At 70.1% G+C, this 23,411-nt stretch carries 21 protein-coding genes; 16 read left to right on the top strand and 5 right to left on the bottom strand.

Annotation, left to right across the window (positions count from 1 at the left end):
- Window positions 1-2 precede the first annotated feature (2 nt).
- Genes bcsZ through AC1Z3W_RS25825 form a run of 8 tightly spaced genes read left to right on the top strand, consistent with a single transcriptional unit; the run spans window position 3 to window position 12,386 of the window.
- The gene (gene bcsZ, locus AC1Z3W_RS25790; protein WP_175826920.1) at window positions 3-1,223 is read left to right on the top strand and encodes a cellulose synthase complex periplasmic endoglucanase BcsZ; all 1,221 of its coding nucleotides are present in this window, start codon (window positions 3-5) and stop codon (window positions 1,221-1,223) included.
- The gene (locus AC1Z3W_RS25795; RefSeq protein ID WP_483508754.1) at window positions 1,208-5,134 is read left to right on the top strand and encodes a cellulose synthase subunit BcsC-related outer membrane protein; all 3,927 of its coding nucleotides are present in this window, start codon (window positions 1,208-1,210) and stop codon (window positions 5,132-5,134) included. The genes bcsZ and AC1Z3W_RS25795 overlap by 16 nt, the downstream gene beginning before the upstream one ends.
- An 8-nt stretch (window positions 5,135-5,142) precedes the next feature.
- The gene (bcsE, locus tag AC1Z3W_RS25800; protein WP_175826922.1) at window positions 5,143-7,110 is read left to right on the top strand and encodes a cellulose biosynthesis protein BcsE; all 1,968 of its coding nucleotides are present in this window, start codon (window positions 5,143-5,145) and stop codon (window positions 7,108-7,110) included.
- On the top strand, window positions 7,107-7,316 hold the full coding sequence (locus AC1Z3W_RS25805; RefSeq protein WP_057928343.1) for a hypothetical protein: 210 nt from the start codon (window positions 7,107-7,109) through the stop codon (window positions 7,314-7,316). Before bcsE ends, AC1Z3W_RS25805 begins: the two co-directional genes overlap by 4 nt.
- On the top strand, window positions 7,313-8,092 hold the full coding sequence (gene bcsQ, locus AC1Z3W_RS25810; protein WP_057928342.1) for a cellulose biosynthesis protein BcsQ: 780 nt from the start codon (window positions 7,313-7,315) through the stop codon (window positions 8,090-8,092). Before AC1Z3W_RS25805 ends, bcsQ begins: the two co-directional genes overlap by 4 nt.
- Entirely contained in the window at window positions 8,089-10,626 is a 2,538-nt protein-coding gene (gene bcsA, locus AC1Z3W_RS25815; protein WP_057928435.1) for a UDP-forming cellulose synthase catalytic subunit, read from the top strand. Before bcsQ ends, bcsA begins: the two co-directional genes overlap by 4 nt.
- Window positions 10,627-10,653: 27 nt before the next feature.
- Window positions 10,654-12,207 (top strand): cellulose biosynthesis protein BcsG, encoded by a 1,554-nt coding sequence (gene bcsG, locus AC1Z3W_RS25820; RefSeq protein ID WP_124833222.1) that lies wholly within the window; start codon window positions 10,654-10,656, stop codon window positions 12,205-12,207.
- The gene (locus tag AC1Z3W_RS25825; RefSeq protein WP_006761544.1) at window positions 12,189-12,386 is read left to right on the top strand and encodes a hypothetical protein; all 198 of its coding nucleotides are present in this window, start codon (window positions 12,189-12,191) and stop codon (window positions 12,384-12,386) included. The genes bcsG and AC1Z3W_RS25825 overlap by 19 nt, the downstream gene beginning before the upstream one ends.
- A gap of 54 nt (window positions 12,387-12,440) precedes the next feature.
- Here AC1Z3W_RS25825 and AC1Z3W_RS25830 read toward each other — a convergent pair whose 3' ends face one another.
- From AC1Z3W_RS25830 to AC1Z3W_RS25845, 4 genes are read right to left on the bottom strand one after another with little or no spacing between them, the layout of a single operon-like run.
- The gene (locus AC1Z3W_RS25830) at window positions 12,441-13,325 is read right to left on the bottom strand and encodes a pirin family protein (RefSeq protein WP_124833221.1); all 885 of its coding nucleotides are present in this window, start codon (window positions 13,323-13,325) and stop codon (window positions 12,441-12,443) included.
- 31 nt (window positions 13,326-13,356) lie between these two features.
- Complete coding sequence (locus AC1Z3W_RS25835) at window positions 13,357-13,749, bottom strand: OsmC family protein (RefSeq protein WP_124833220.1); 393 nt, start codon at window positions 13,747-13,749, stop codon at window positions 13,357-13,359.
- 56 nt (window positions 13,750-13,805) lie between these two features.
- Complete coding sequence (locus AC1Z3W_RS25840; RefSeq protein ID WP_483508756.1) at window positions 13,806-15,386, bottom strand: Na+/H+ antiporter; 1,581 nt, start codon at window positions 15,384-15,386, stop codon at window positions 13,806-13,808.
- 25 nt (window positions 15,387-15,411) lie between these two features.
- Window positions 15,412-15,672 carry a XapX domain-containing protein gene (locus tag AC1Z3W_RS25845; RefSeq protein WP_057928337.1) on the bottom strand — a complete coding sequence of 87 codons (261 nt, stop codon included), beginning with the start codon at window positions 15,670-15,672 and terminating at the stop codon, window positions 15,412-15,414.
- On the opposite strand from AC1Z3W_RS25845, the gene AC1Z3W_RS25850 reads away from it, so the two are divergent.
- Together AC1Z3W_RS25850 and AC1Z3W_RS25855 are read left to right on the top strand one after the other, a co-directional pair.
- A complete protein-coding gene (locus AC1Z3W_RS25850) occupies window positions 15,671-15,967 on the top strand; it encodes a hypothetical protein (protein ID WP_124833219.1) in 297 nt (98 codons plus the stop codon). The two genes, AC1Z3W_RS25845 and AC1Z3W_RS25850, sit on opposite strands and share 2 nt — an antisense overlap.
- Window positions 15,948-16,634, top strand: a complete 687-nt coding sequence (locus AC1Z3W_RS25855) for a hydrolase (RefSeq protein ID WP_124833218.1) — start codon at window positions 15,948-15,950, stop codon at window positions 16,632-16,634. Before AC1Z3W_RS25850 ends, AC1Z3W_RS25855 begins: the two co-directional genes overlap by 20 nt.
- 88 nt (window positions 16,635-16,722) lie before the next feature.
- Here AC1Z3W_RS25855 and AC1Z3W_RS25860 read toward each other — a convergent pair whose 3' ends face one another.
- Window positions 16,723-17,646 (bottom strand): LysR family transcriptional regulator, encoded by a 924-nt coding sequence (locus AC1Z3W_RS25860; protein ID WP_057928336.1) that lies wholly within the window; start codon window positions 17,644-17,646, stop codon window positions 16,723-16,725.
- 100 nt (window positions 17,647-17,746) lie between these two features.
- On the opposite strand from AC1Z3W_RS25860, the gene AC1Z3W_RS25865 reads away from it, so the two are divergent.
- From AC1Z3W_RS25865 to AC1Z3W_RS25890, 6 genes are read left to right on the top strand one after another with little or no spacing between them, the layout of a single operon-like run.
- A complete protein-coding gene (locus tag AC1Z3W_RS25865; protein ID WP_057928335.1) occupies window positions 17,747-17,914 on the top strand; it encodes a DUF1427 family protein in 168 nt (55 codons plus the stop codon).
- Window positions 17,915-17,933: 19 nt separating this feature from the next.
- On the top strand, window positions 17,934-19,823 hold the full coding sequence (locus AC1Z3W_RS25870; RefSeq protein ID WP_483508757.1) for an amidohydrolase: 1,890 nt from the start codon (window positions 17,934-17,936) through the stop codon (window positions 19,821-19,823).
- A 1-nt stretch (window position 19,824) separates the two neighbouring features.
- The gene (locus AC1Z3W_RS25875) at window positions 19,825-20,277 is read left to right on the top strand and encodes a DoxX family protein (RefSeq protein ID WP_057924231.1); all 453 of its coding nucleotides are present in this window, start codon (window positions 19,825-19,827) and stop codon (window positions 20,275-20,277) included.
- Window positions 20,278-20,303: 26 nt separating this feature from the next.
- Window positions 20,304-21,218, top strand: coding sequence for a VOC family protein (locus AC1Z3W_RS25880; protein WP_057924232.1), 915 nt, complete (start codon window positions 20,304-20,306; stop codon window positions 21,216-21,218).
- Window positions 21,215-21,910, top strand: a complete 696-nt coding sequence (locus tag AC1Z3W_RS25885; protein WP_124835194.1) for a YoaK family protein — start codon at window positions 21,215-21,217, stop codon at window positions 21,908-21,910. The genes AC1Z3W_RS25880 and AC1Z3W_RS25885 overlap by 4 nt, the downstream gene beginning before the upstream one ends.
- Window positions 21,907-23,370, top strand: a complete 1,464-nt coding sequence (locus tag AC1Z3W_RS25890) for an alginate export family protein (protein WP_124835192.1) — start codon at window positions 21,907-21,909, stop codon at window positions 23,368-23,370. Before AC1Z3W_RS25885 ends, AC1Z3W_RS25890 begins: the two co-directional genes overlap by 4 nt.
- Window positions 23,371-23,411: the final 41 nt, after the last annotated feature.

Consider the following 23,411-nt stretch of genomic DNA (forward strand, 5'->3'; position numbering starts at 1 on the left):
GGATGGCGTGGGCATTTGCAAGGCGACGGGCCACGCAGCCGGCATGTCGCGCCGGCGCGACGCTCGTGCTGGCCGTCGCGGCAGCGTGCGCGGCGACCGGCGCCGCCGGGCGCGCGCAGGCGGCGCAAAGCGGTGCGACCGATGTGCAGTGCGGCGCGGCGTGGCCGCGCTGGGATGCGTTCAAGCGCGATTTCGTGTCGGCCGACGGCCGGGTGATCGACGTCGGTTCGGCCGATTCGCGCACGGTATCGGAGGGGCAGGCGTATGGACTGTTCTTCGCGCTCGTCGCGAACGACCGGCGCACGTTCGACACGATCCTCGCATGGACCGAGAACAACCTCGCGCAGGGCGACCTGAGCGCTCGTCTGCCGGCGTGGCTGTGGGGCCGCGCGCCGGACGGCGCATGGCGCGTGCTCGACGCGAACGCGGCGTCGGATGCCGACCTGTGGATTGCCTATACGCTCGTCGAAGCCGGCCGGCTGTGGCGCGAGCGCAGCTATGCCGCGCGTGGCGCGCTGCTCGCGAAGCGCGTGCTCGACGACGAGACGGCCAGCGTGCCGGGCCTCGGCCTCACGCTGCTGCCCGGCCCGACCGGGTTCAAGCTCGCCAATGGTCAATGGCGCGTGAACCCGAGCTATTCGCCGCCGCAGGTGATCCGCGGGCTCGCGGCGCGCCTGCCCGACGATCGCCGCTGGGCCGCGCTCGCGGCCAGCACCGGCCGCGTGCTGCTCGACACCGCGCCGAAGGGTTTTTCGCCCGACTGGTCGTTGTATCGTGCGGGCGCCGGCTTCGGGCCCGATCCGCAGACCCACGCGGAAAGCGCGTACAACGCGATCCGCGTGTACCTGTGGGCCGGCATGCTCGATCGTGCCGATCCGCTCGCCGCGCCGCTGCTCGCGCGGTTTGCACCCTTTGCCGACTACATCGCCGCGCATGGCGCGCCGCCGGAAAAGGTCGACACGACGACCGGCGTCGCGGGGCCGAACGACGGCAACGGCGGCTTCTCCGCGGCGGCCGTGCCGTTCCTCGACGCGCGCGGCCAGCATGCGCTCGCCGATGCGCAGGCGGCCCGTGTCGATGCGCTCGCGCGCCAGTCGGCGCCCGGTTACTACACGAGCGTGCTGACGCTGTTCGGCCTCGGCTGGCGCGACGGCCGCTACCGGTTCGGCGCGGACGGGTCGCTCGACGCGCGCTGGGAGGGCCGTCCATGCGCGGTCCGATGAAGCGCACCGCACCGCGCGTCGCGGGGTTCGCGTGGCTTGCGTCGTCGGTCTGGGCGGCGGTGCCCGCCGCGGCCGCCGTCGCCGCGACGCCGCCGAAAACCGTCGCGCCGAAGGCCGCGCCGGCGCCGGCCACGGCCGATCCGTCCGACGCGCGGCGCCAGCTCGCGACCGCCCGCATGTGGGGCGCGAAGCATCGCGACGACCTCGCGCGCGATGCGCTGCGCAAGGGGCTCCTGATCGCGCCGGACGATCCCGAACTGCTCGCGGAACAGATGCGCGTGCTGCTGCGGCTCGGCGACGCGCAAGGCGCGCAGGCCGCACTGGCACGCCTGCAGGCACGCGCGAGCGCGGCGCCCGACACGCGGCGCGCGGCCGACGAATACCGCGTCGCGACGAGCGGGCGCGGCGAGATGGCGCAGATCCGCCTGCTCGCGCGCAGCGGCCGCGCCGACGAGGCGGCCCGGCGGATCGTCGCGCTGTTTCCGAACGGCGCGCCGGCCGGCGCGCTCGGTGCCGAGTACTACCAGATCGTCTCGAACGCGCCGGGCGGCCGCGAGCCGGCGGTCGCCGCGCTGCGCCGCGCGGTCGCGGCCGATCCGCAGGACGCGAGCGCGGCGCTGGCGCTCGCGCGGCTCCTGAACCAGCGCGACGACACGCGCGCGGAAGCGAACCGGATCGCGTGGTCGCTCGCGAAGCGGGCCGACGTCGACCATACGGAAGCGATGGCCGTGTGGCGGCGCGTGCTGCAGTCGGCCGGCAACGATCCCGCGTATCTCGATGCGCTGCATGCGTATCTCGCGCTCGTGCCGGACGACACCGAATTCAGCGATCGCGTCGCCGCACTCGACCGGCAGCGCGACGTGCAGCGCCGGCTCGAACGCGATCCCGACTACATCGCGCAGCAGCGCGGCCTGCAGGCGCTCGCGCGCGGCGACCTGGCCGGCGCCGATCCGCTGCTCGCGCGCGCCGCACGGGCACGCTCCGACGATGCCGATGCGCTCGGCGGGCTCGGCCTGCTGCGTTTGCGCGAGGGCCGGCACGACGAAGCGCGCGCGCTGTTCACGCGTGCCGCGGCGCTGTCGACCGACCAGCGCGGCAAGTGGCAGAGCCTCGCGCGCACCGCGCAGTTCTGGGGGCTGCTCGCACAAGGCCGCGCGGCGGCTTCGGCCGGGCGGTCGCAGGACGCCGAGCGCGCGGCGCGCGCCGCGCTCGCGATGCAGCCCGGCAGCCCCGACGCGAAGCTGCAGCTCGCCGATGCGCTGCTCGCGCAGCGCGACTGGGCACGCGCAGAGCCGCTGCTGCGCGAACTACTGGCCGCCCGTTCGCCGAACGTGTCGGCCGTGCGTGACACCGCGACGCTGTACGAGAACACCGGCCGCGCGGACCGCATCGGCCCGCTGCTCGACGCGCTGCAGGGCCGCGTGACGGGCCGCGACGATCGCCGCGCGCTCGACGGCCTGCGCGCCGACCTGCTCGAGAACCAGGCGCGGGCGCTTGCGGAGAAGGGCGAACGCGGGCCGGCCGCGCAACGCTACGAAGCAGCGGTGCGCGCGGCGCCCGATGCGCCGTGGACGCGCTTCGCGCTCGCGCGGCTGTATCGCGACATGGGGCTGCCGCAGTTCGGCCGCACGGTGATGGACGACGGGCTCGCGCAGAGCGATACGCCCGAGATGCGCTATGCGACCGCGCTGTATCGCAACTCGCTCGACGACATCGCCGGCGCGCAGGCCGCGCTCGCGGGCGTCGACGACGCGCACCGCTCGGACGGCATGCGTGCGCTCGCGCGCAAGCTCGACGCGCAAAGCGCGCTGGCCGACGCGCGCGGCGCGCTTGGCCGCGGCGATCGCGCGGCGTTTGCCGCGTCGCTCGCGCATGCACAGGCGAGCGCGCCGGACGATCCCGACATGCTGGCCGCGATCGGCGCGCAGTGGATCGATGCGGGCGAACCCGAGCGCGGCCTCGCGCCGTTGCGCGACTGGATCGCCGCGCATCCGCACGAGGCCGATACCGACGTGCGGCTGCGCTACGGCGACCTGCTCGGCAGCGCGGGGCGCGACGACGCGCTCGCCGCGTGGCTCGATACGCTGCGCCGCGAACCGGCACTGACGCCCGCACAGACCGCGCGCCTCGAGGATCAGTCGCTGCGGCTCGTGCTGCGGCAGACGGACGACGCGATCGCGCAGCAGGACTATGCGCGCGCCCGCACGCTGCTCGATCGTGCGACCCCGGCCGGCCGCGCGGACAAGCGCTACGCACTCGAACTGGCCGATCTCGAACGCGCGCAAGGGCACTACGATGCGGCGCGCGACGCACTCGCGCCGCTCGTCGCGCGCACGCCGGACGATGCCGATACGCAGCTCGCGCTCGCGCGGATCGACGAGGACAGCGGCCATCGCGCGGCCGCACTCGCCCGCGTGCAGGCCGTGCTCGCACGCACGCCGGACGACGACGTCGATACGCGACTGTCGGTCGTACGCCGCCTGAACGCGCTGCGCCGCCCGGACGAAGCCGCGCGGGTAACCGACGAGCTGCAGGCCGCGTATCCGGCGCGCGCCGACGTGACGGTTGCAGCGGGGCGCGTGGCCGAGGCACAGGGCCGCTATGACGATGCGGCGTCTCTGTACCGGCTGTCGCTGTCGCAGGAACGCGCGAGCGGCGTGAGCCCGGGCCGCGACGGCCGCACGCCCGCGCAGGCCGCGTTCGCGGATCTCGAGCAGCGGCGCGACCCGGAGATCGAGATCGGCTGGCTGCCTGCGTACAAGTCGGGCGACGAAGGGATTTCCGCGTACCGCGCGCAGCAGGTGCCGATCTACATGCAGGTGCCGGTGCGCTACGACGGGCATGCGTTCCTGCAGCTCGACACCGTGCATCTGGATGCCGGCACGCTCGATACGCGCGACCCGAACGCGTATTCGCTGAAGACCTTCGGGACTTACGGGGGGCTCAACGCCCTGGCCGGATCGTCAATGTTTCCGTGGAATCTGCTGGCCGCCGGGGTGATCGCGAATCGACAGGGCGACCTGCACCAGCCGATGACGGGCGTCGCGATCGGCGCCGGCTATCGCACCGACGCGTGGCGCTTCGATCTCGGCACGTCGCCGCTCGGCTTCCCGGTGCATTACCTGGTCGGCGGCGTGCGCTATCGCTTCGACGCGGGCCCCGCGAGCTTCACCGTGAACGCGTCGCGGCGGCCGGAAACGAGCAGCGTGCTGTCGTATGCGGGGATGCGCGATCCGTGGACCGGTGCGGTGTGGGGCGGCGTGCGCCGCGATGGCGTGAACCTGCGCGCATCGGTCGACGTCGGCCGCGTGAACGTGTTCGCCGAACTTGGCGCGGGCGTGCTGTCCGGCGAGAACGTCGAGCGCAATGCGGAAGTCACGCTGCGCTCCGGTTTCACGGTGCCCGTGTACGAACGTGCGACGATGAAGGTGAGTACCGGGCTCGTCGGCAACGCGTGGCACTACGCGCAGAACCTGCGCTACTACACGTACGGGCAGGGTGGCTATTACAGCCCGCAGCGCTACCTGTCGCTCGGCGTGCCGATCGAGTGGGCGGGGCGGCGCGATGCGCTGTCGTGGGACCTGACCGTCACGGCCGGGATCTCGAACAGCTATGAGAAGGATTCGCTGTTCTACCCGACCTTCACGGACCAGCGCGCCCTGCAGGAGGCCGCCGGACTCGTCTACACGGGCAGCTCGACGCGCGGCGTGTCGTTCTCGTACGGCGTAAACGGCATCGTCGAGTATCGCGTGAATCCGCACCTGAGCGTCGGCGCGCAACTGCACGTCGACCGGTCGCACGACTATGCGCCGAGTTCGGCGCTCGTGTACCTGCGCTATGCGTTCGACGCACGCGCGCAGCGCAGCTGGCTCGTCACGCCGACGCCGGTACGGCTTTATTCGGATTACTAGAGGAACGCGTGAATACGGAAATCGATGCAACCCGTCCCGCGCTCGGCGCCGCCAGCCTGCTGGGCCGCCTGCGCGCGCTGCTGCGCATGGGGCCGGTGGGCGGCCGTACCGGCCCGCTGAGCCGGCTCGCGATCGACGGGCTGCCCGATACCTGGACGCAACTGGAAGCGGGCGGCCTGTACGTCGTCTATGCGGCCGCCGGCACGCCGGCGTGCGACGCGCTGGTGTGGGAAAGCGCGCGGCAGTCGCGCACGCGCGACGTGACGGTCGTGCTGTCTCGCGACGCGGCGCGCGTTGCCGCGCAGATGCAGGCGCGCGGTTTCGCGGGCGGCGCGCAGCCGGCCGGCTGGCCGCGCAACCTGAACGTGCTGGCGATGCCGCCCGCGCCCGCGGCGGCCGACGGCGATGCCGCGATCGAACCCGCCGCGGCGCGCCGCGCGGCGCCCGGTCCGTTCGCCCGGCTCACAGGCGGCTTGCGCGCGATGAAGCGTTACGGTTTTCGCGCACGCTCGCTGTATTTCATCGAAGGTGCGCAACGCTGGTTCAGCTGGGAGGATCCGGCCGCGCTCGCGGAAGAAGCCCACGCGCTTGCCGACTGGTGCCGCACGCACCGGATCGCGCTGGTGCTGCTGGTCGATCCCGAGATCGTGCGCACCGGCGCCGATCCGGACACCGACGATCCGCCGCTCGTGCGCGACGCGAATCGCGCGCCGCGCAGCGGCTTTCATGGCGTGTGCTCGGGCGTCGCGCAGCTGCAGCGCACGCATGGCGAGCTGCTGTGGGTCGTCGATTTCTGGCGCGCGGGCGAGACCCTCGCGGCCGGCGAAGTACGGCCGCTGCGCTTCGCGCCGGGCGGCCGGCTCGCGGCGATCGTCGACGGCGGCGCCGTCGAACCGTCGCGCCGGATGAAGCTCGCAACCGACGAGGATCGCGTCGTCGTCAGCCGCGCGGTGCTCGATGACGCGGGCCGCGTGCCCGCCGGCTGGGAAATCGTCGACGACAACGCAGCGGTTGTCGCGGCCTGTGCGCACGCGCAGGCCGCGACCGCGGTGCTCGCGTTCCGCTCGCATGCGCAACTCGAGGCGCTGTGCGCAGCCGTTCACGCGCTGCGCCGGCAGTGCGGCGGTGCACTGAAGATCGCCGTCGTCGAACGCGACGAGGTGCTGCGCCAGCAGTTCGAGATGCTGGTGCTGAGCGTCGGCGCGAACCGCGTCGTCGCGCGCGACCTGCCGGCGTCGCGGATGCAGGCCGCCGTGCACGCGCTGCGCGGGCAGCTCTACGCGCGGCCCGTCGCGCCTGACTATCGGGCGGCGCTCGCGGCGGCGCTCGGCGATTCGGTGCTCGGCTACCTGCCGGTCGGCGCGTTCTGCCTGCGGATTCGCGCGGTGCTCGATCGCGGCGCCGTGCTCGCGCTGCCGCAGACGCTCGCGAAGATCGCGCTGCTGCCCGGCGTGTCGCACGTCGATGCGCTGCGGCACTGCCGGCCGCGCCGCGCGGGCGATGTCGTGACGGCCGATGCCGGACACCTGTACGTGTTCCTGTTCGCGTGCGAGCCGGCCGATGCCGAGGACGCGCTCGCGCGGATCTTCGACGTGCCGGTCGATACGCTGTCCGATCGCGTCGTGTGTCTCGGGGCAGGCAGCATCGACACCGAGCTCGATGCGCTGAAGACCGAGAACCGGCGCGCGCCGATCGCCGACTACAGCGACCTCTTCGCGGCCACGCAGCCGGCGGGCGCCGCGCGTGCGCCGGCGGCGCGCGCCGATCTCGGCGCGGCGTCGGCCGAAGCGAGCGACATCAGCGAAGTCAGCAGTGCGATCGACGCGATCGATACGATTGTCGCGCTCGAGGCGATCGGCGCGACGCTGGCGCCCGAGCCCGTCGACACATCGGTGCCGGAACCCGACATTCCCGTCGCGCGCACGCGCGGCGCCATCCGCAGCGCGATGCCGCTGCGCAAGCCGGAGGACGCATGATCGCCGAACTCGTCATCGGATTCATCGTCGGCATCGCGATCGCGGTGCCGGTGTGGATCGTCGCGCAGCACCTGGGCATCGGCCGCGGTTTTCATGCGCCGCGCGGGCTGCAGCGGCGCGAAGCGGTGCCGTGCGAGCTCGTGCCGGTCGCGCTGCGCGGGCGCCTGCTGCCCGATGCCGGCGGCGTCGACGAGGCCGCGCAATGAAGACGATCGCCATCACGTCGACCACCGGCGGCGCGGGCCGCACGACGCTCGCCGCCGCGCTCGCGGTGCTGCTCGCACGCCGCGGCCGGCCGGTCGTCGCGGTCGAGTTCGACGCGCAGAACCTGATGGGCGCGACGCTCGGGCTCGACACGCTGGCCGAACACGGGCTTGCGCACAGCCTGCTCGGTGACGCCGCGCCGTGGCACGCGCATACGTGGCGCAATGCCGACGGCGTGCTGTTCGTGCCGTACGGGCAGGTCGATGCGGCAGGCGCTGCCGCCTGCGATGCGCGGCTCGCGGCCGATCCGGCCTGGCTGTCGCGCGCGCTCGACGAAATCGCGCTGCCGGCCGACGGTGTCCTGCTGGTCGACACGGCCCGCTATCCGTCTCCACAGGCCGAGCAGGCGATTCGCCGCGCCGACCTGACGCTCGTCGTCGTGCCGCCCGAACCGGCCGCCTGCGCAACCGTCGCCGCGCGTCTGGACGCGCTGCGAGCCGGCCACCGCGATCTGCGGATCGTCGTGAACCGGCTGAACCCGGCGCGCGACATGCAGCGCGATGCGCTCGCGATGCTGCGCGCGGTCGCGGGGCCGGCGTCGATGCTCGAACAGCGGATCCACGTCGACGCGGCCGTGCCCGAAACGCTCGCGCGCGGCAGCTGGATCTTCGACGACGCGCCGTATTCGCAGGTGTCGCACGACCTGAACGGCGTCGCGAACTGGGTCGACACGTGGCTCGCGGCGGCCGCGGCCGGCCGTGCGGGAGCGTCGCGATGAAAGCCGCGTTCGCGTCGCGCTGGCGTGCCGCGGTCCGACGTGCGACCGACTGGTGCGCGCACGGGATCGGGCTGCCGGCACAGCGCACGCTGCTCGACTGGCTCGTGCGGCTGTTCTTCCATGCGCCGCCGCCCGGCCGGCCCGATCGCGTGCGCCGCTGGATGCGCACCGCCTTCCTGTGGCTCGCACGCGAGTGGGGTGTGCTGCAGCCACTGAGCCCGCGCGAATGGCTGTGGCGCTCGATCGTGCGCGCGCCGCGCGCGGCCGACGGCCAGCCCGCGCGCGATCCGCTCGCGTGGTTCGACAAGTTCGTCGTGCCGGTCTACGTCGTGGTGCGCGCACTCGGCGCACGCGTCGACGCGCTGCTCGAGCGCCTGCCGTGGGCGCGCTGGGGCGGCTGGCTCGACGCGCGTGCGCACGGCGTCGGCCGGCACCGCTGGCTCGCGCCGCTGCTGCTGATCGCCGGCGCGCTGATGTGGGCCGCGGCCGGGATGTCGCCGCTGATGCCCGGCGCGCAATTCGCGTTCTTCGCGATCGTCGCGGTGCTGGCGCTCGCGCTGCGTCGCCTGCCGGGCCATCTGCCGACCCTCGCGCTCGCGTCGCTCGCGCTGCTCGCCACGGTGCGCTACGTGTGGTGGCGCACGACCCAGACGCTCGATTTCCGCAGCCCCGTCGAGGCGGTCGCCGGCTATCTGTTGTACGGCGCCGAAGCCTATACGTGGATGATCCTGCTGCTCGGCTTCGTGCAGACCGCGTGGCCGCTCGACCGGCCGATCGTGCCGCTGCCCGACGATCCCGAAAGCTGGCCGAGCGTCGACGTCTACATCCCGACCTACAACGAACCGCTGTCGGTCGTGAAGCCGACCGTGTTCGCCGCGCAGAGCATCGACTGGCCGACCGAAAAGCTGCGCGTGTACCTGCTCGACGACGGGCGGCGCCCCGAGTTCGCGGCGTTCGCGCGGGAGGCCGGCATCGGCTACCTGACGCGCGACGACAACCGTCACGCGAAAGCCGGCAACATCAACCGCGCACTGCCCAAGACGCACGGCGAATACATCGCGATCTTCGACTGCGATCACGTGCCGACGCGCTCGTTCCTGCAGACCACGATGGGCGTGTTCCTGCACGACCCGAAATGCGCGCTGGTGCAGACGCCGCACCATTTCTTCTCGCCCGATCCGTTCGAGCGCAACCTCGGCACGTTCCGCGAGATCCCGAACGAGGGCAACCTGTTCTACGGGCTCGTGCAGTCGGGCAACGACCTGTGGAACGCGACGTTCTTCTGCGGATCGTGCGCGGTGCTCAAGCGCACCGCGCTGGAGGAGGTGGGCGGCGTCGCGGTCGAGACCGTGACCGAGGACGCGCATACGGCGCTCAAGCTGCATCGCCGCGGCTATACGTCGGCGTACCTGCCGACCGTGCAGGCGGCGGGCCTCGCGACCGAGAGCCTCGCGGGCCACGTGAAGCAGCGCACGCGCTGGGCGCGCGGGATGGCGCAGATCTTCCGCATCGACAACCCGTTCCTCGGGCGCGGGCTCGGCTTCATCCAGCGGATCTGCTACGGCAACGCGATGCTGCATTTCTTCTACGGGATCCCGCGGCTCGTGTTCCTGACGATTCCGCTCGCGTACCTGTTCTTCCATCTGTACTTCATCAATGCGTCGTCGATCGCGCTCGCGAGCTACGTGATCCCGTACCTGGTGCTCGCGAACGTCGCGAACTCGCGGATGCAGGGGCGCTATCGCCATTCGTTCTGGGCTGAGGTCTACGAATCGGTGCTCGCGTGGTACATCGCGCTGCCGACCACCGTCGCATTCTTCAGCCCGAAGCACGGCAAGTTCAACGTGACCGACAAGGGCGGCAAGATCGACGAAGGCTACGTCGACTGGTCCACGTCGAAACCGTACCTCGTGCTGTTCGCGCTGAACGTGCTCGCGATCGCGGCCGGACTGTGGCGGCTCGTGGCCGAGCAGGGCGACGAGGCGTCGACGATCCTGATCACGCTCGGCTGGACCGTCTACAACCTCGCGATGCTCGGCGCGGCGCTGGCCGTCGCGCGCGAGACCAAGCAGGTGCGCGTCACGCACCGGATCGCGATGCGCGTGCCGGCGACGCTGCTGCTTGCCGACGGTTCGACGGCCGCATGCTTCACGAGCGACTACTCCACGGGCGGGCTCGGCCTCGAAGCGGTGCCGGGGCTGCCGCTCGCGGTGGGCGACACGCTGACGGTGTGCGTGACGCGCGGCGACCGGCCATTCCCGTTCCCGGTGCGCGTGAGCCGCGTGACGCCGACCCACGTCGGCGTGAGCTTCGAGGCGCTGACGCTCGAGCAGGAGCGCCAGCTCGTGCAGTGCACGTTCGGCCGTGCGGACGCGTGGCTCGACTGGCACGCGGGCACGCGCGCGGACACGCCGCTGCGCGGGCTGAAGGAAGTGCTGCGCGTGGGCCTGGACGGTTACGTACGGATGTGGAAGGGTGTGGCGCGCGGCGTGCAGTCGATGCTGGCACCGAAGCTCGATCGGGCGCGCGACTGACGCGGCGCCCATCACGGAGTGGTTTAGATGACGTTCTGGAATCTGTATTTCATCCTGAAGTTCGCGTTGTTCGCGACTGGCCATCTGCAGCCGATGTGGCTCGCGAACCTCGCGTTCGCGCTGGCGCTCGCGGCGAGCGCGCCGATCCGGCAGCGCGTATGGCGCGTCGTGCGGCAGCTCGTCGCGATCGCGATCGCGGTGCCGCTCTTCGCGCGCGAACTGCATGCGCCGCCGCTCGCGCGCCTCGCGGAAGCCGCGCGCGAGGTCAGCACGTTCCGCCTCGACTACTGGATGGAGCTGCTGCCGCGCCTGTTGCCGCCGGTGCTGGTGCTGACGGTGGTGGGCGTGCTGATCGTCTATTTCATCGTCAACCGCTGGGTGCGCGTCGCGACCTTCGTGCTCGCCGTGCTGATCGTGATGCCGCTGTGGCAGGCCGGCAACGGACTGATGGCGCGGGTCGTCGCGCCGCTTCCGCAGCAGGCCAACGCGGCGGGCGCGCGCTCCGGCCAGCCCGAGGATCACAATGCGGCGCTCGCGACGTTCCGCGCGCAGGAGTCGCAGCGGCAGGTCGCGTTCGGCCATCTCGCGAGCGATCCGTCCGCGCAGTTCGACGTGATCGTGCTGCACATCTGCTCGCTGTCGTGGGACGACCTCGATGCGGCGAAGGTGCGCAACCACCCGATGCTGAGCCACTTCGACTACCTGTTCAACAACTTCAGCACGGCCGCGAGCTACAGCGGCCCGGCCGCGATCCGCGTGCTGCGCGCGAGCTGCGGGCAGGAAGCGCATGCGGACCTGTACAAGAGCGCGCCGCAGCAGTGCTACCTGTTCTCGCAGCTCGCGTCCGCCGGCTACACGGTGCAGTCGCTGCTGAACCACGATGGCCACTTCGACAACTTCCTGCAGGTCATTCACGACAACATCGGCGTGCCCGACGCACCGATGATCTCGAATGCGGCAGCACCGGTCGCGATGCACGCGTTCGACGGCTCGGCGATCAAGGACGACTACGGCACGCTCGCGAACTGGTACGCGCAGCGCGCGTCGGTGCCGGGGCCGGTCGCGCTGTACTACAACACGATCAGCCTGCACGACGGCAACCGCGTGGTGGGCAGCTCGCTGACCAGCATCGATTCGTATCCGCAGCGCGCGACCAGGCTGATGAACGACTTCGACCGGCTCGCCGACCTGATCGCGCAGTCGGGCCGGCGCGCGGTGATCGTGTTCGTGCCCGAGCACGGCGCCGCGTTGCGCGGCGACAAGAACCAGGTCGCGGGGCTGCGCGAGATTCCGACGCCGCGCATCATTCACGGGCCGGTCGGCGTGCGGCTCGTCGGTTTCGCCGGCAACCACGGCGCGACGACCGTGATCGACCAGCCGACGAGCTTCCTCGCGCTCGCGCAGCTGCTGTCGAATCTCGTGTCGAACAGCCCGTTCAAGTCCGGTGTGACGCTCGCGCAATACGCGGCCGACTTGCCGAGCACGCGGATGGTCGGCGAGAACGAAGGCACGGTGACGATGCAGACGAACGCCGGCTACGCAGTCAAGACTCCGGATGGTGTATGGATCGACGAACAGTAATCAACATTGGCGAAGGCGACGACGATCGCCTGTCGCAACCGAACGACGTGCTCGGCCTCGCGCGGCACCTGCCCGCGCTGGATCCGGCCCGCTATGTCGACGAGCAGGCGCGGCGCGCGTTCGTCGAATCGCTCGACCGCTGGCCGGTGCTCGCGAAGCTGATGGGATTGAAGCGGTAAACGGACGACGGCCGGCGTGCGTGCCGGCCGTCGTGCGTCGATGAACGGACCGACTTACTGTGCCCTGCGCTCCGGCTGGCGCGTCCACTCGTTCTCTTCGCCCGGCACCTTGCCGAAGGTCTGCGCGGCCCACGCGTTGCGGGCCGCCTCGATCTTCGCGCGCTCGCTCGACACGAAATTCCATTCGATGAACCGCTCGCCCGGCAGGTGCGCGCCGCCGAGCAGCATCACGCGCGCGCCGTTCGTGCTCGCGAGCGCCACGGTCGCGCCGGGTTCGAGCACGGCCATCGTCGCGCTCGCGAGCGGCGTGCCGTCGATCGAGAGGTCGCCGTCGACGAGATACACGCCGCGCTCGTCGTGTTCCGCATCGAGCGCGAGGTGCCCGCCGGCCGCGAATTGCGCATACGCGTAGAGCGTCGGCGAGAACACCGCGACCGGCGACGTGAGCCCGAACGCGGTGCCCGCGATCACGCGCACGCTTGCGCCGTCGCGCGTGAACGACGGTAGCGTATCGGCCGCGTGATGCACGAATGCGGGCGCGGTGTCCTCGTGCTCGACCGGCAGCGCGACCCAGGTCTGGATCCCGTGCACAGGCTGCTCATGCGGCCGGTCTTCGTCGGGCGAACGCTCCGAGTGGACGATGCCGCGTCCGGCCGTCATCCAGTTCACGTCGCCGGGCACGATCTTCTGGCGGAAGCCGAGGCTGTCGTGATGCATCAGCGTGCCGTCGAACAGGTAGGTGACGGTCGCGAGGCCGATGTGTGGATGCGGCAGCACGTCGATGCCGCTGCCGGCCGGCAGCACGGCCGGCCCCATCTCGTCGAAGAAGATGAACGGGCCGACGAGGCGGGCGGCGCGCGCGGGCAGCACGCGGCGCACGACGAGGTTGCCGATGTCGCTTTCGCGCGGCGTGAGCAGGGTCTTGATCGATGCGGACATGGTGGGGATCTCGTGGGTCGGAGGCAATACGTCAGGCGATGGCCGTATCGATCGTGATCGGGTGCGTGAGGATCTTGTGCACCGGGCATGCGTTCGCGATCTGCAGCAGCCGCTCGCGCTGCTCGTCCGACAGGTCGCCGTCGAGCGTGATGCGGCGCACGATCGTGCTGCCTGCGCTGCCCGATTCGTGTGCGAGCTTCACGTGCACTTCGGCGAGCGGCCAGCCCTTGCGTTGCGCGTACATCTTCAGCGTGATCGCGGTGCAGGCGCCGAGGCTCGACAGCAGCAGCGCGACGGGCGTCGGCGCGGCATCGCCGCCGCCGAGCGATGCGGGTTCGTCGGCGCGCCACTGATGGACGCCGTCGGTGAAATGGACCAGGTAATCGACCGAGCCGATGCTCGCTTCGACGGACAGTTCGCTCATTGCAATTCCGTGTGGGGAAGAGGGTGGCCCGGCAGCCGGCCGGGCATGGCCGGATGTTACGGTTCGAGCAGACGCTGCAGCCGCAGTTCCTCGAAATCCAGCTCGGATTCTATGCGGTGCAGCACGGTGTCGTCGACCCGGCCGTCGCGGTGCAGGTCGAGCAGCGCGTCGCGCGACACGCCGACCAGCTCGAGCTCGACGCGCAGCATCCGCGCGCGCATGTCCGCCGGTTCCGCGCCGTCGCGGTGCGCGCGTTCGTTGAGCGCGACGCGGCTGCGATATTCGGTCAGCAGCCGGTCGAGCGATGCGCGTTCGAGGCCCGAGCCGCGCTGCTCGCGCGCGTCGAGCTCGGCGAGCGCCGCGCCGAACGTATGCGCGCGCACCGCGTGCTCGGACATCGTGTGCCGCGCGGCCGGGCGCAGCTTCAGCGCGCGGATCAGCGGCGCGAGCGTGCCGCCCTGCACGACCAGCGTCGCGATGATCAGCAGGAACGTGCTGAACAGGATCAGGTCGCGGCCGGGGAAGTCGCTCGGCAGCGCGATGGCGGCCGCGAGGCTCACGACGCCGCGCATGCCGGACCAGCCAAGCACGACGGCCTCACGCCACGACCACGGCGCATGACCCGCGCGCGGGGCGCGCAGGCGGCCCGGCAGCCACATCGCGACGAACACCCATACGACGCGCGCGGCGATCGCGGCGGCCGTCGCCGGCAGCGCGACGCGCAGGCCGGCCATCAGCACCGCGCCTTCGTGGTTCACACGCGCGAGGATCGCGTGCAGCGCGAGGCCGATCAGGATGAACACGAGCGCGTCGAGCACGAACACGATCGCTTCCCAGGTTGCCTTCGCCTTGATCCGCATGTCGGCGCCGAACACGCGATGCTGGCGCACGCCGAGCACGAGGCCGCAGGTCACGACCGACAGCACGCCGGAGCCGTGCACGGCTTCCGCGATCCCGTAGCTGCCCCACGCCATCGCAAAGGTTACGACGATACCGAGCATCGGCTCGCGCAGGCGCTGCAGCACCCAGCACATCGCATGGCCGCACGCGAGGCCGACCGCGATGCCGATCAGCGTGAGCGAGAAGAACAGGCCGGTGGCGCTCGCGGTCGTGAGCGTGACGGCAAGCGCGGCGGACACGGCCATCTGATACAGCAGCAGGCCCGACGCATCGTTGACGAGGCTTTCGCCTTCGAGCACCGCAACGAGCCGCGCGGGCAGCGGATGGCGCTGCAGGATCGCCTTCGCGGCGACCGCATCGGGCGGCGACACGATCGCGCCGAGCGTGAAGCATGCGGCCCATGGCAACGCCGGATTGGCCGCATGCACGGCGAGCGCGACCGCAACCGTCGTGAACACCACCGCGCCGAGCGCGAGCGACGCGATCGAGGCGAGTTCGTGCCGGAATTCCTTCCACGCGGTGTAGAAGCCGCTCGACATCAGGAGCGGCGGCAGCACGGCCGCGAGCAGCAGCGCCGGGTCCATGTCGGGCACGCGCTTGCCGGCGACGGCCACGACGCAGCCGCCGAGCAGCAGCACGACGGCCGGTGGAATGGAGATCCGCTCCGCGAGCAAGGTGAGCGCGCCGGCGCCGCAGATCAACAGCAGCAGGTAATGGAACAGCTCGACGTTGCTCATGTGCGGCAAGTGCGGGGCGCGCGCATCATGAGGGTTTGCGTTCGTTCGTGCTGCCGCCGGGCAGCGGGCCGAACATGTGCTGGCTGCACTTCGCGTCGCGCCATGCGGCGTTCAGCCGATGGCCGGCGAGCATGCGGCGTGCGACGGGCAGGATCTGTTCGCCGGCCAGCATGCCGAGCAGGCCGGTGAGCGCGATGATCGGCGGCGCGGGCGAGTTCACGCCGATCGCGCCGTAGATGACGCCGGCGAGGATGCCGGCGAGCAGCGAGAAGACATACGGTTTCATGGAGGAGCGCCTCGTGATGGCCGAGCGGCACCGCAACGGCACCGTCAAAGTTTTGAAAGCGTATCGGGTTTGCGTGAAGAAAAAAAGAGCGGGCGGCCCCGAACGGACGCCGTTTCCGGAATCGCATCGATTCTGTTTGTTGGGTGTTCGCGCTACGCGTTTTCGGATTAAATATTTCGAGCCGGATGACGATCCGGTACGACACACCGCCGGCTCCTCCCGTTTTCACGGTCGAGGAAGGCCGCCCTTTTTTCGTTCACAGGACGCCATGCGCCATGAGCAATCCGAAGCTTGAAGTACTTACTCCGCAGAACAGCCAGCTGATCTTCATCGACCAGCAGCCGCAGATGGCGTTCGGTGTGCAGTCGATCGATCGCCAGACGCTGAAGAACAACGTCGTTGGTCTCGCGAAGGCCGCGAAGGTGTTCAACATCCCGACCACGATCACGACGGTCGAAAGCGAGAGCTTCTCGGGTCATACCTATCCCGAGCTGCTCGACGTGTTCCCGAACCAGAAGACGCTCGAACGCACGTCGATGAATTCGTGGGATGACCAGAAGGTGCGTGACGCACTCGCCGCGAACGGCCGCAAGAAGGTGGTCGTATCCGGTCTGTGGACGGAAGTCTGCAACACCACGTTCGCACTGTGCGCGATGCTCGAAGGCGACTACGAGATCTACATGGTGGCCGACGCATCGGGCGGCACCACGCAGGCCGCGCACGATTTCGCGATGCAGCGGATGGTGCAGGCGGGTGTCGTGCCCGTCACGTGGCAGCAGGTTCTGCTCGAATGGCAGCGCGACTGGGCGCGCCGCGAGAGCTATGACGCGGTGATGGCGATCGCGAAGGAGCATTCGGGCGCGTACGGGATGGGCGTCGACTATGCGTACACGATGGTCCACAAGGCGCCGCAACGCACGGCGACGCCGCACGAGTCGATCGCGGCCGTCCCGGCGAAGTAACCGGCCACCGGCCGGATCGCCGCGGCCGGCATGCATTGTGCATGCGCGATGCATGCGCCGGCCGCGGTGCTCGCCGGTCGCCGCGCGCTCAGGCCGCGGGCAGTGCCCACGGCGCGTGCGCGAAGTGTTCGGCGAGGAAATCGAGCAGCACCGTCACGCGCGCGGCGCGCAGCATGCCGGGCGGCGTGACGAGGTTGACGTTGATGTCGGCGATCTTCCAGTCGTGCATCACTTCCTCGAGTTCGCCGCGCTGCAATTCGTCCCACACCAGGAATTCGGGCTGCAGCGCGAGGCCGTGACCGGCGACGAGCGCGGGGGCGATCACGTCGGCGTTGTTGGTGCGGATGCGTCCATGCACCGAGACGCCGGTTTCCTCACCCGATGCCGGATTGCGAAAGCGCCAGTACTCGGGCGTCGGCAGGTTCGTGTAGGTGAGGCACACGTGCTGTTCGATGTCGCGCGGATGCGTGGGCCGGCCATGCTGGTCGAGATACGCGGGCGATGCGACGAGCGGACGGCGCACCGCGCACAGGCGGCGCGAGCGCAGCGACGAATCGCTCAGCTCGGCGATGCGGATCGCGACGTCGAAGCCGCCGGACACGATGTCGACGATGTGGTCGGTCAGCACGAGGTCGATGTCGACGCGCGGATAGTGTTCGAGAAACGCGGGCAGCAGCGGCGACAGATGGCGCAGCCCGAACGACATCGGCGCGTTCACGCGCACGAGGCCGTGCGGTTCGAGCGCTTGTGCGGAGGCCTCGCTCTCGATCAGTTCCGCATCGGCGAGCAGGCGGATCGCGCGGTCGCGCAGCAGTTCGCCGGTCGGCGTGAGCGCCAGCTTGCGCGACGTGCGGTACAGCAGCATCGCGCCGAGGCGCTTTTCGAGGCGTGCGATGGCCTTCGATACGGTCGGTTGCGAGATGCCGAGCAGTTCCGCGGCTTTCGCGAACGAACCGGTTTCCGCGACGCGCGCAAAGATGGCCCAGGCTTCGAGATCAGGAAGGGATTGCATGGTCGGACAGGATGACAGGGACGCGAAGTGGGAACGACGGCGGCGCAACATGCGGCCGACGCGATGCGGGTCATTCTAATCCGGCCGGGAGAGAAACGTTATGGAATCTTATCTATCGTCGTTGGCAGCCGGCGTGCTGATCGGCGTCGTGTACAGCGTGATCAAGGTGCGCTCGCCGGCGCCGCCGCTGATCGCGCTGATCGGCCTCGCCGGCATGCTGATCGGCGCACAGGCCATCGGGCCCGTGCGTCACTGGCTCGGCTTCTGAACGCATCGAGGACATGTTAATGAGCGCAACCGATACTCAACCGGATCTGATCCTGCACAACGGGCGCATCACGACGCTCGACCGCGCGAACCCGACAGCGACAGCCGTGGCGATCGCCGCGGGCCGCTTCGTCGCGGTCGGCAGCGAAGCGGAGGTGATGCCGCTCGCGGGCCGCGCGACCAAGGTCGTCGACCTCGGCGGCCGCGCGGTGCTGCCGGGCCTGACCGACAACCACTGCCACGTGATCCGCGGCGGCCTGAACTACAACATGGAGCTGCGCTGGGACGGCGTGCGCTCGCTCGCCGTCGCGATGGAGATGCTCAAGCAGCAGGTCGCGATCACGCCGGCGCCGCAGTGGGTGCGCGTGGTCGGCGGCTTCACCGAACACCAGTTCGCCGAGAAGCGCCTGCCGACGATCGACGAACTCAACGCGGTCGCGCCCGATACGCCGGTGTTCATCCTGCACCTGTACGACCGCGCGTTGCTGAACGCGGCCGCGCTGCGGGTGGTCGGCTACACGAAGGATACGCCCGAGCCGCCGGGCGGCACGATCCTGCGCGATGCCGCGGGCAACCCGACGGGCTTGCTGCTCGCGAACCCGAACGCGACGATCCTCTACGCGACGCTCGCGAAGGGCCCGAAACTGCCGTTCGAGTATCAGTACAACTCGACGCGCCACTTCATGCGCGAACTGAACCGGCTCGGCGTGACGGGCGTGATCGACGCGGGCGGCGGCTCGCAGAATTACCCCGACGATTACGAAGTGATCCGCAAGCTGCACGACGCGGGCGAGATGACGATCCGCATCGCCTACAACCTGTTCACGCAGAAGCCGAACGCGGAGAAGGAAGACTTCGTGAACTGGACGAAGAGCGTCAAGTATCACGACGGCACCGACTATTTCCGCCACAACGGCGCGGGCGAGATGCTGGTGTTTTCGGCGGCCGATTTCGAGGACTTCCGCGTCGCGCGCCCGGACCTGCCCGCGCAGATGGAAGACGATCTCGAAGGCGTCGTGCGCGTGCTCGCGCAGAACCGCTGGCCGTGGCGCATGCACGCGACCTACGACGAAACCATCAGTCGCGCGCTCGACGTGTTCGAGAAGGTCAACGAGGATATTCCGCTGGAAGGGCTGAACTGGTTCTTCGATCACGCGGAAACGATCTCCGAGCAATCGATGGACCGGATCGCGGCGCTCGGCGGCGGCATTGCGGTGCAGCACCGGATGGCGTACCAGGGCGAGTACTTCGTCGAGCGTTACGGTGCGCAGGCGGCCGAAGCGACGCCGCCCGTCGCGAAGATGCTCGCCAAGGGGCTCAAGGTGTCGGCCGGCACCGACGCGACGCGCGTGGCGTCGTACAACCCGTGGGTGTCGCTCGCGTGGCTCGTGGCGGGCAAGACGGTTGGCGGAATGCGCCTGTATCCGCAGCGCAACCTGCTCGATCGCGAAACCGCGCTGCGGATGTGGACCGAGTACGTGACGTGGTTCTCGAACGAAGAGGGCAGGAAAGGGCGCATCGCGGTCGGGCAGCTGGCCGACCTGATGGTCCCGGATCGCGATTTCTTCACGTGCGCGGAGGACGATATCGCCGATACGACGGCGTTGCTGACGGTGGTCGGTGGCCGGATCGTGTGGGGCGCCGGGCCGTTCGCGTCGCACGACGCGCCGATTCCGCCCGCGATGCCGGACTGGTCGCCGGTGCGCGCCTACGGCGGCTATGGCGGCTGGGGCGCGACGCAGCGCGACGGCGCGCCGCTGCAACGGGCGGCGGCTGCGGCGATGTGCGGCTGCGCGAGTGCGTGCGGGATGCACGGCCATGCACATGCCAGCGCATGGAGCCGCACGTTGCCGACGTCGGACGCGAAGGGCTTCTGGGGCGCGTTCGGTTGTTCGTGCTGGGCGGTCTGACATGACGGCGCGCACCGTCCATGGCAACCCGGCGTGGGTCCGCGCGCTGCTGTCGCAGCCGTGGATCCTGCCGCTCGCGCGGCTTGCGCTGGTGTCGGCCTATCTGCTCGGCGGCGTCGCGAAAGCGCTCGACTTCGACGGCGCGGTCGCGGAGCAGGCGCACTTCGGTCTGCAACCGGCCGCGCTGTGGGCGGCGCTGGCGATCGCGGTCGAGATCGGCGGCTCGCTGTGCGTGGTGTTTCGCCGCTTCACGTGGCTCGGCGCCGGCAGCCTCGGTATGCTGACGCTCGTCGCGATGGTCGTGGCGAACGATTTCTGGAACCGCTCGGGTGCCGAACATTTCATGGCGCTCAACAGCTTTTTCGAGCATCTCGGGCTGATCGCGGCACTCGTGCTCGCGACCGTGCTCGACGATGCGCGGCAACCGGCCGGCGACGGCCGCTCCATTCGATGACGATGCAACAACCAGGAAATCCTGTGATGAAATCCATTCGTTCAATGCTGCTCGCCGTGATGGTCGCGGGCGGCCTTGCCGTCGCGCCGGTGGCGTTCGCGAAACCGCCCGTGCCGCCCGCGGTCGCGCCGACGGTGACCGTCGGCCCGCAATACGACACGACCCACGTGTGCGTCGCGCCCGAAGACTTCGACCGCTTCACCGACAGTTTCGTCGCCACGTTCGGCGGCAAGAAGTCGAAGCAGGGCGTGTTCCAGGTCACGCCGACGCCGAGCCAGACGATGTCGCAGCTCGTGCTCACGCCGGTCGGCACGGTTTCGGTGTTCGGTTTCAAGACGCCGATCCCGTATCCGTTCTGTGCGGAGCGCACCGGCTACCTCGTCACCGATCTCGACGTCGCGGTGAAGTCGGCACGCGAGCACGGCGCCGACGTGATCGTCGACACGTTCCCCGATCCGATCGGCCGCGATGCGATCATTGCGTGGACGGGCGGCGTGAACATGCAGCTCTACTGGCATACGCAGGCGCCGAACTACGACGCACTTCAGACCATCCCCGAGAATCGCGTCTACGTGTCGCCGCAAAGCGTGCGCAAGTTCGTGCACGATTTCGTCAAGTTCTCGAAGGGCAAGGTGGTGTCCGACAACCTGAAGGCGCCGGGCATCGAGATCGGCCGGCCGAACGACACGTACCGCCGCATCCGCATCGAGTCGGGCTTCGGCAAGATGACCGTGCTCGTGACCGACGGCCATCTGCCGTATCCGTTCGGGCGCGAGATGACGGGCTACGAAGTACCCGATCTCGCCGCGACGCTGAAGAAGGCCGAAGCCGCGGGCGTGACCGTGCTCGTGCCGGCGTTCGCGTCGGACGGCCGCGACGCGGCGCTCGTGCAGTTCCCGGGCGGCTACGTTGCCGAGATCCACGCGAGCGCGGCGCGATGAAGCACGAGGACACGATCCTTGCCGCGGTGGCCGGCTTCGTCGACACGCTGAGCTTCGTCGCGCTGTTCGGGCTGTTCACCGCGCACGTGACCGGCAACTTCGTGCTGATCGGCGCGGGCATCGCTGGCTTCGGCCAGGGTGTCGTGCTGAAGCTCAGTGTGTTTCCCGCGTTCGTGTGCGGCGTGATCGCGGCGAGCCTGATCGCGCGGTCGCTGTCCGCGCGGCCGGCCTGGCAGGGCACGCGCGCGCTGCACATGGTGCAGGCCGTGCTGCTGCTCGGTTTCTGCGCGGCCGGCGTGTGGGCGACGCCCGTCACGCAGTCCGACAGCCTGCCGGTGCTGGTGGCCGGCATCGTCGGCACGTTCGCGATGGGCGTGCAGAACGCGCATCCGCGCGTCATCGCACGTGCCGGCGTGCCGAACACGGTGATGACGGGCAACGTCACGCAGGCGATCCTCGACGTCGTCGACCTGCTGTCGGCCGGCACGGCCGACAGCGCACGCGCGGCGGCGCGGGCCCGCTTCGGCAAGATGCTGCCTGCGATCGTCGCATTCGCGCTCGGCGCGGCGTGCGGAGCGCTTGGCTTCCGCTACGTTGGATTCTGGGCGCTGCTCGCGCCGGTCGGCGCGCTCGCCACGCTTGCACTGTGTGCGGCGCAAGCGGCCGGACCCGTCGCGCAGGAGCGAGCATGACCGGGCGGGGGCAGGGGAGACAGCGGAGACACCGCGGCCGGCGCTTCGAGCGGGCCGCGCGCCTGTCGATCGTCGCGGGACTGTTGTTCGCGAGCGCCGACGTGGCGTTCGCGGAAACGGCGGCATCGGCATCGACAGCAACATGCACGGCGAAGCGGCCGACGGTGCTGTTCAACCGCTGGCAGGAAGACTGGTCGGTGCTCGCAAACCCGTGCGTGCCGCGCGCGCCGCTCGACGGGCTGAAATACATTCCGCTCGGCAATGATCCGGCATCCTATCTGTCGCTCGGCGTGAACCTGCGCGAGCGACTGGAGACCAACGACGCGCCGCTGTTCGGGATCGGCTCCGCGCAATCGGATACGTACCTGATCCAGCGCGTCGAAGTGCATGCCGATGCGCATCTCGGCCAGCACTGGCAGTTCTTCGTGCAGTTGCAGGACGATCGCGCGTTCGGCAAGAACACGATCGCGCCGGTCGACAAGAACCCGCTCGATCTCGAACAGGCGTTCGCGACCTACACGGGCGCGCTCGGCGGCGGCACGTTCAAGCTCCGCGTCGGCCGGCAGGAGATGGCGTTCGACCTGCAGCGTTTCATCGCCGCGCGCGACGGCCCGAACGTGCGGCAGGCGTTCGATGCGGTCTGGGCCGATTACGAATACGGAAAGTGGCGCTTCATCGGCTATGCGACGCAGCCGGTGCAGAACCGCAGCGCATCCGATTTCGACGACGTGTCCAATCGCGACCTCACGTTCAGCGGCGTGCGCTTCGAGCGGCAGTCGGTCGGGCCGGGCGACCTGTCCGGCTACTGGTCGCGCTACAACCGCAGCAACGCGCGCTTTCTCGATGCGAGCGGCCCCGAGCATCGCGACGTGTGGGACCTGCGCTACACGGGCACGCAGGGCCGCTTCGACTGGGATCTCGAGACGATGTTGCAGACCGGGACGGTCGGCAACAACACGATCGGTGCATGGGCCGTCGGCTCGATCGCCGGCTACCGGCTCGACGCGCCATGGTCGCCGCGTATCGCGCTGCAGGTCGATGCGGCATCGGGCGACCGGCATCCGCACGACGGCCGCGTCGGCACGTTCAACCCGCTGTTTCCGAACGGCTATTACTTCACGCTGGCTGGCTACACGGGCTACTCGAACCTGATCCACGTGAAGCCGTCCGTGACGCTGAAGCCGTCGCCGAACCTGTCGCTGCTCGGCGCGCTCGGCTTCCAGTGGCGCGAGACGACCGGCGACGCCGTCTATCAGCAGGCGAATGTCGCGGTGCCGGGCACCGCGGGCAAGGGCGGCCTGTGGACGGGGATGTACGTGCAGTTGCGCGCGGACTGGACGATCGCGGCGAACCTGATCGGCGCGGTCGAGGCCGTGCACTTCCAGGTCGGCGATGCGATCCGGCAGGCGGGCGGGCACAACGCCGACTACGTCGGCGTCGAGCTGAAGTATGGGTGGTAGCGTGCGTGCCGCGGCGCGTCCGCCGTCGCATGGCTGCACGG

This window comes from Burkholderia sp. 10_S31, assembly GCF_056930375.1.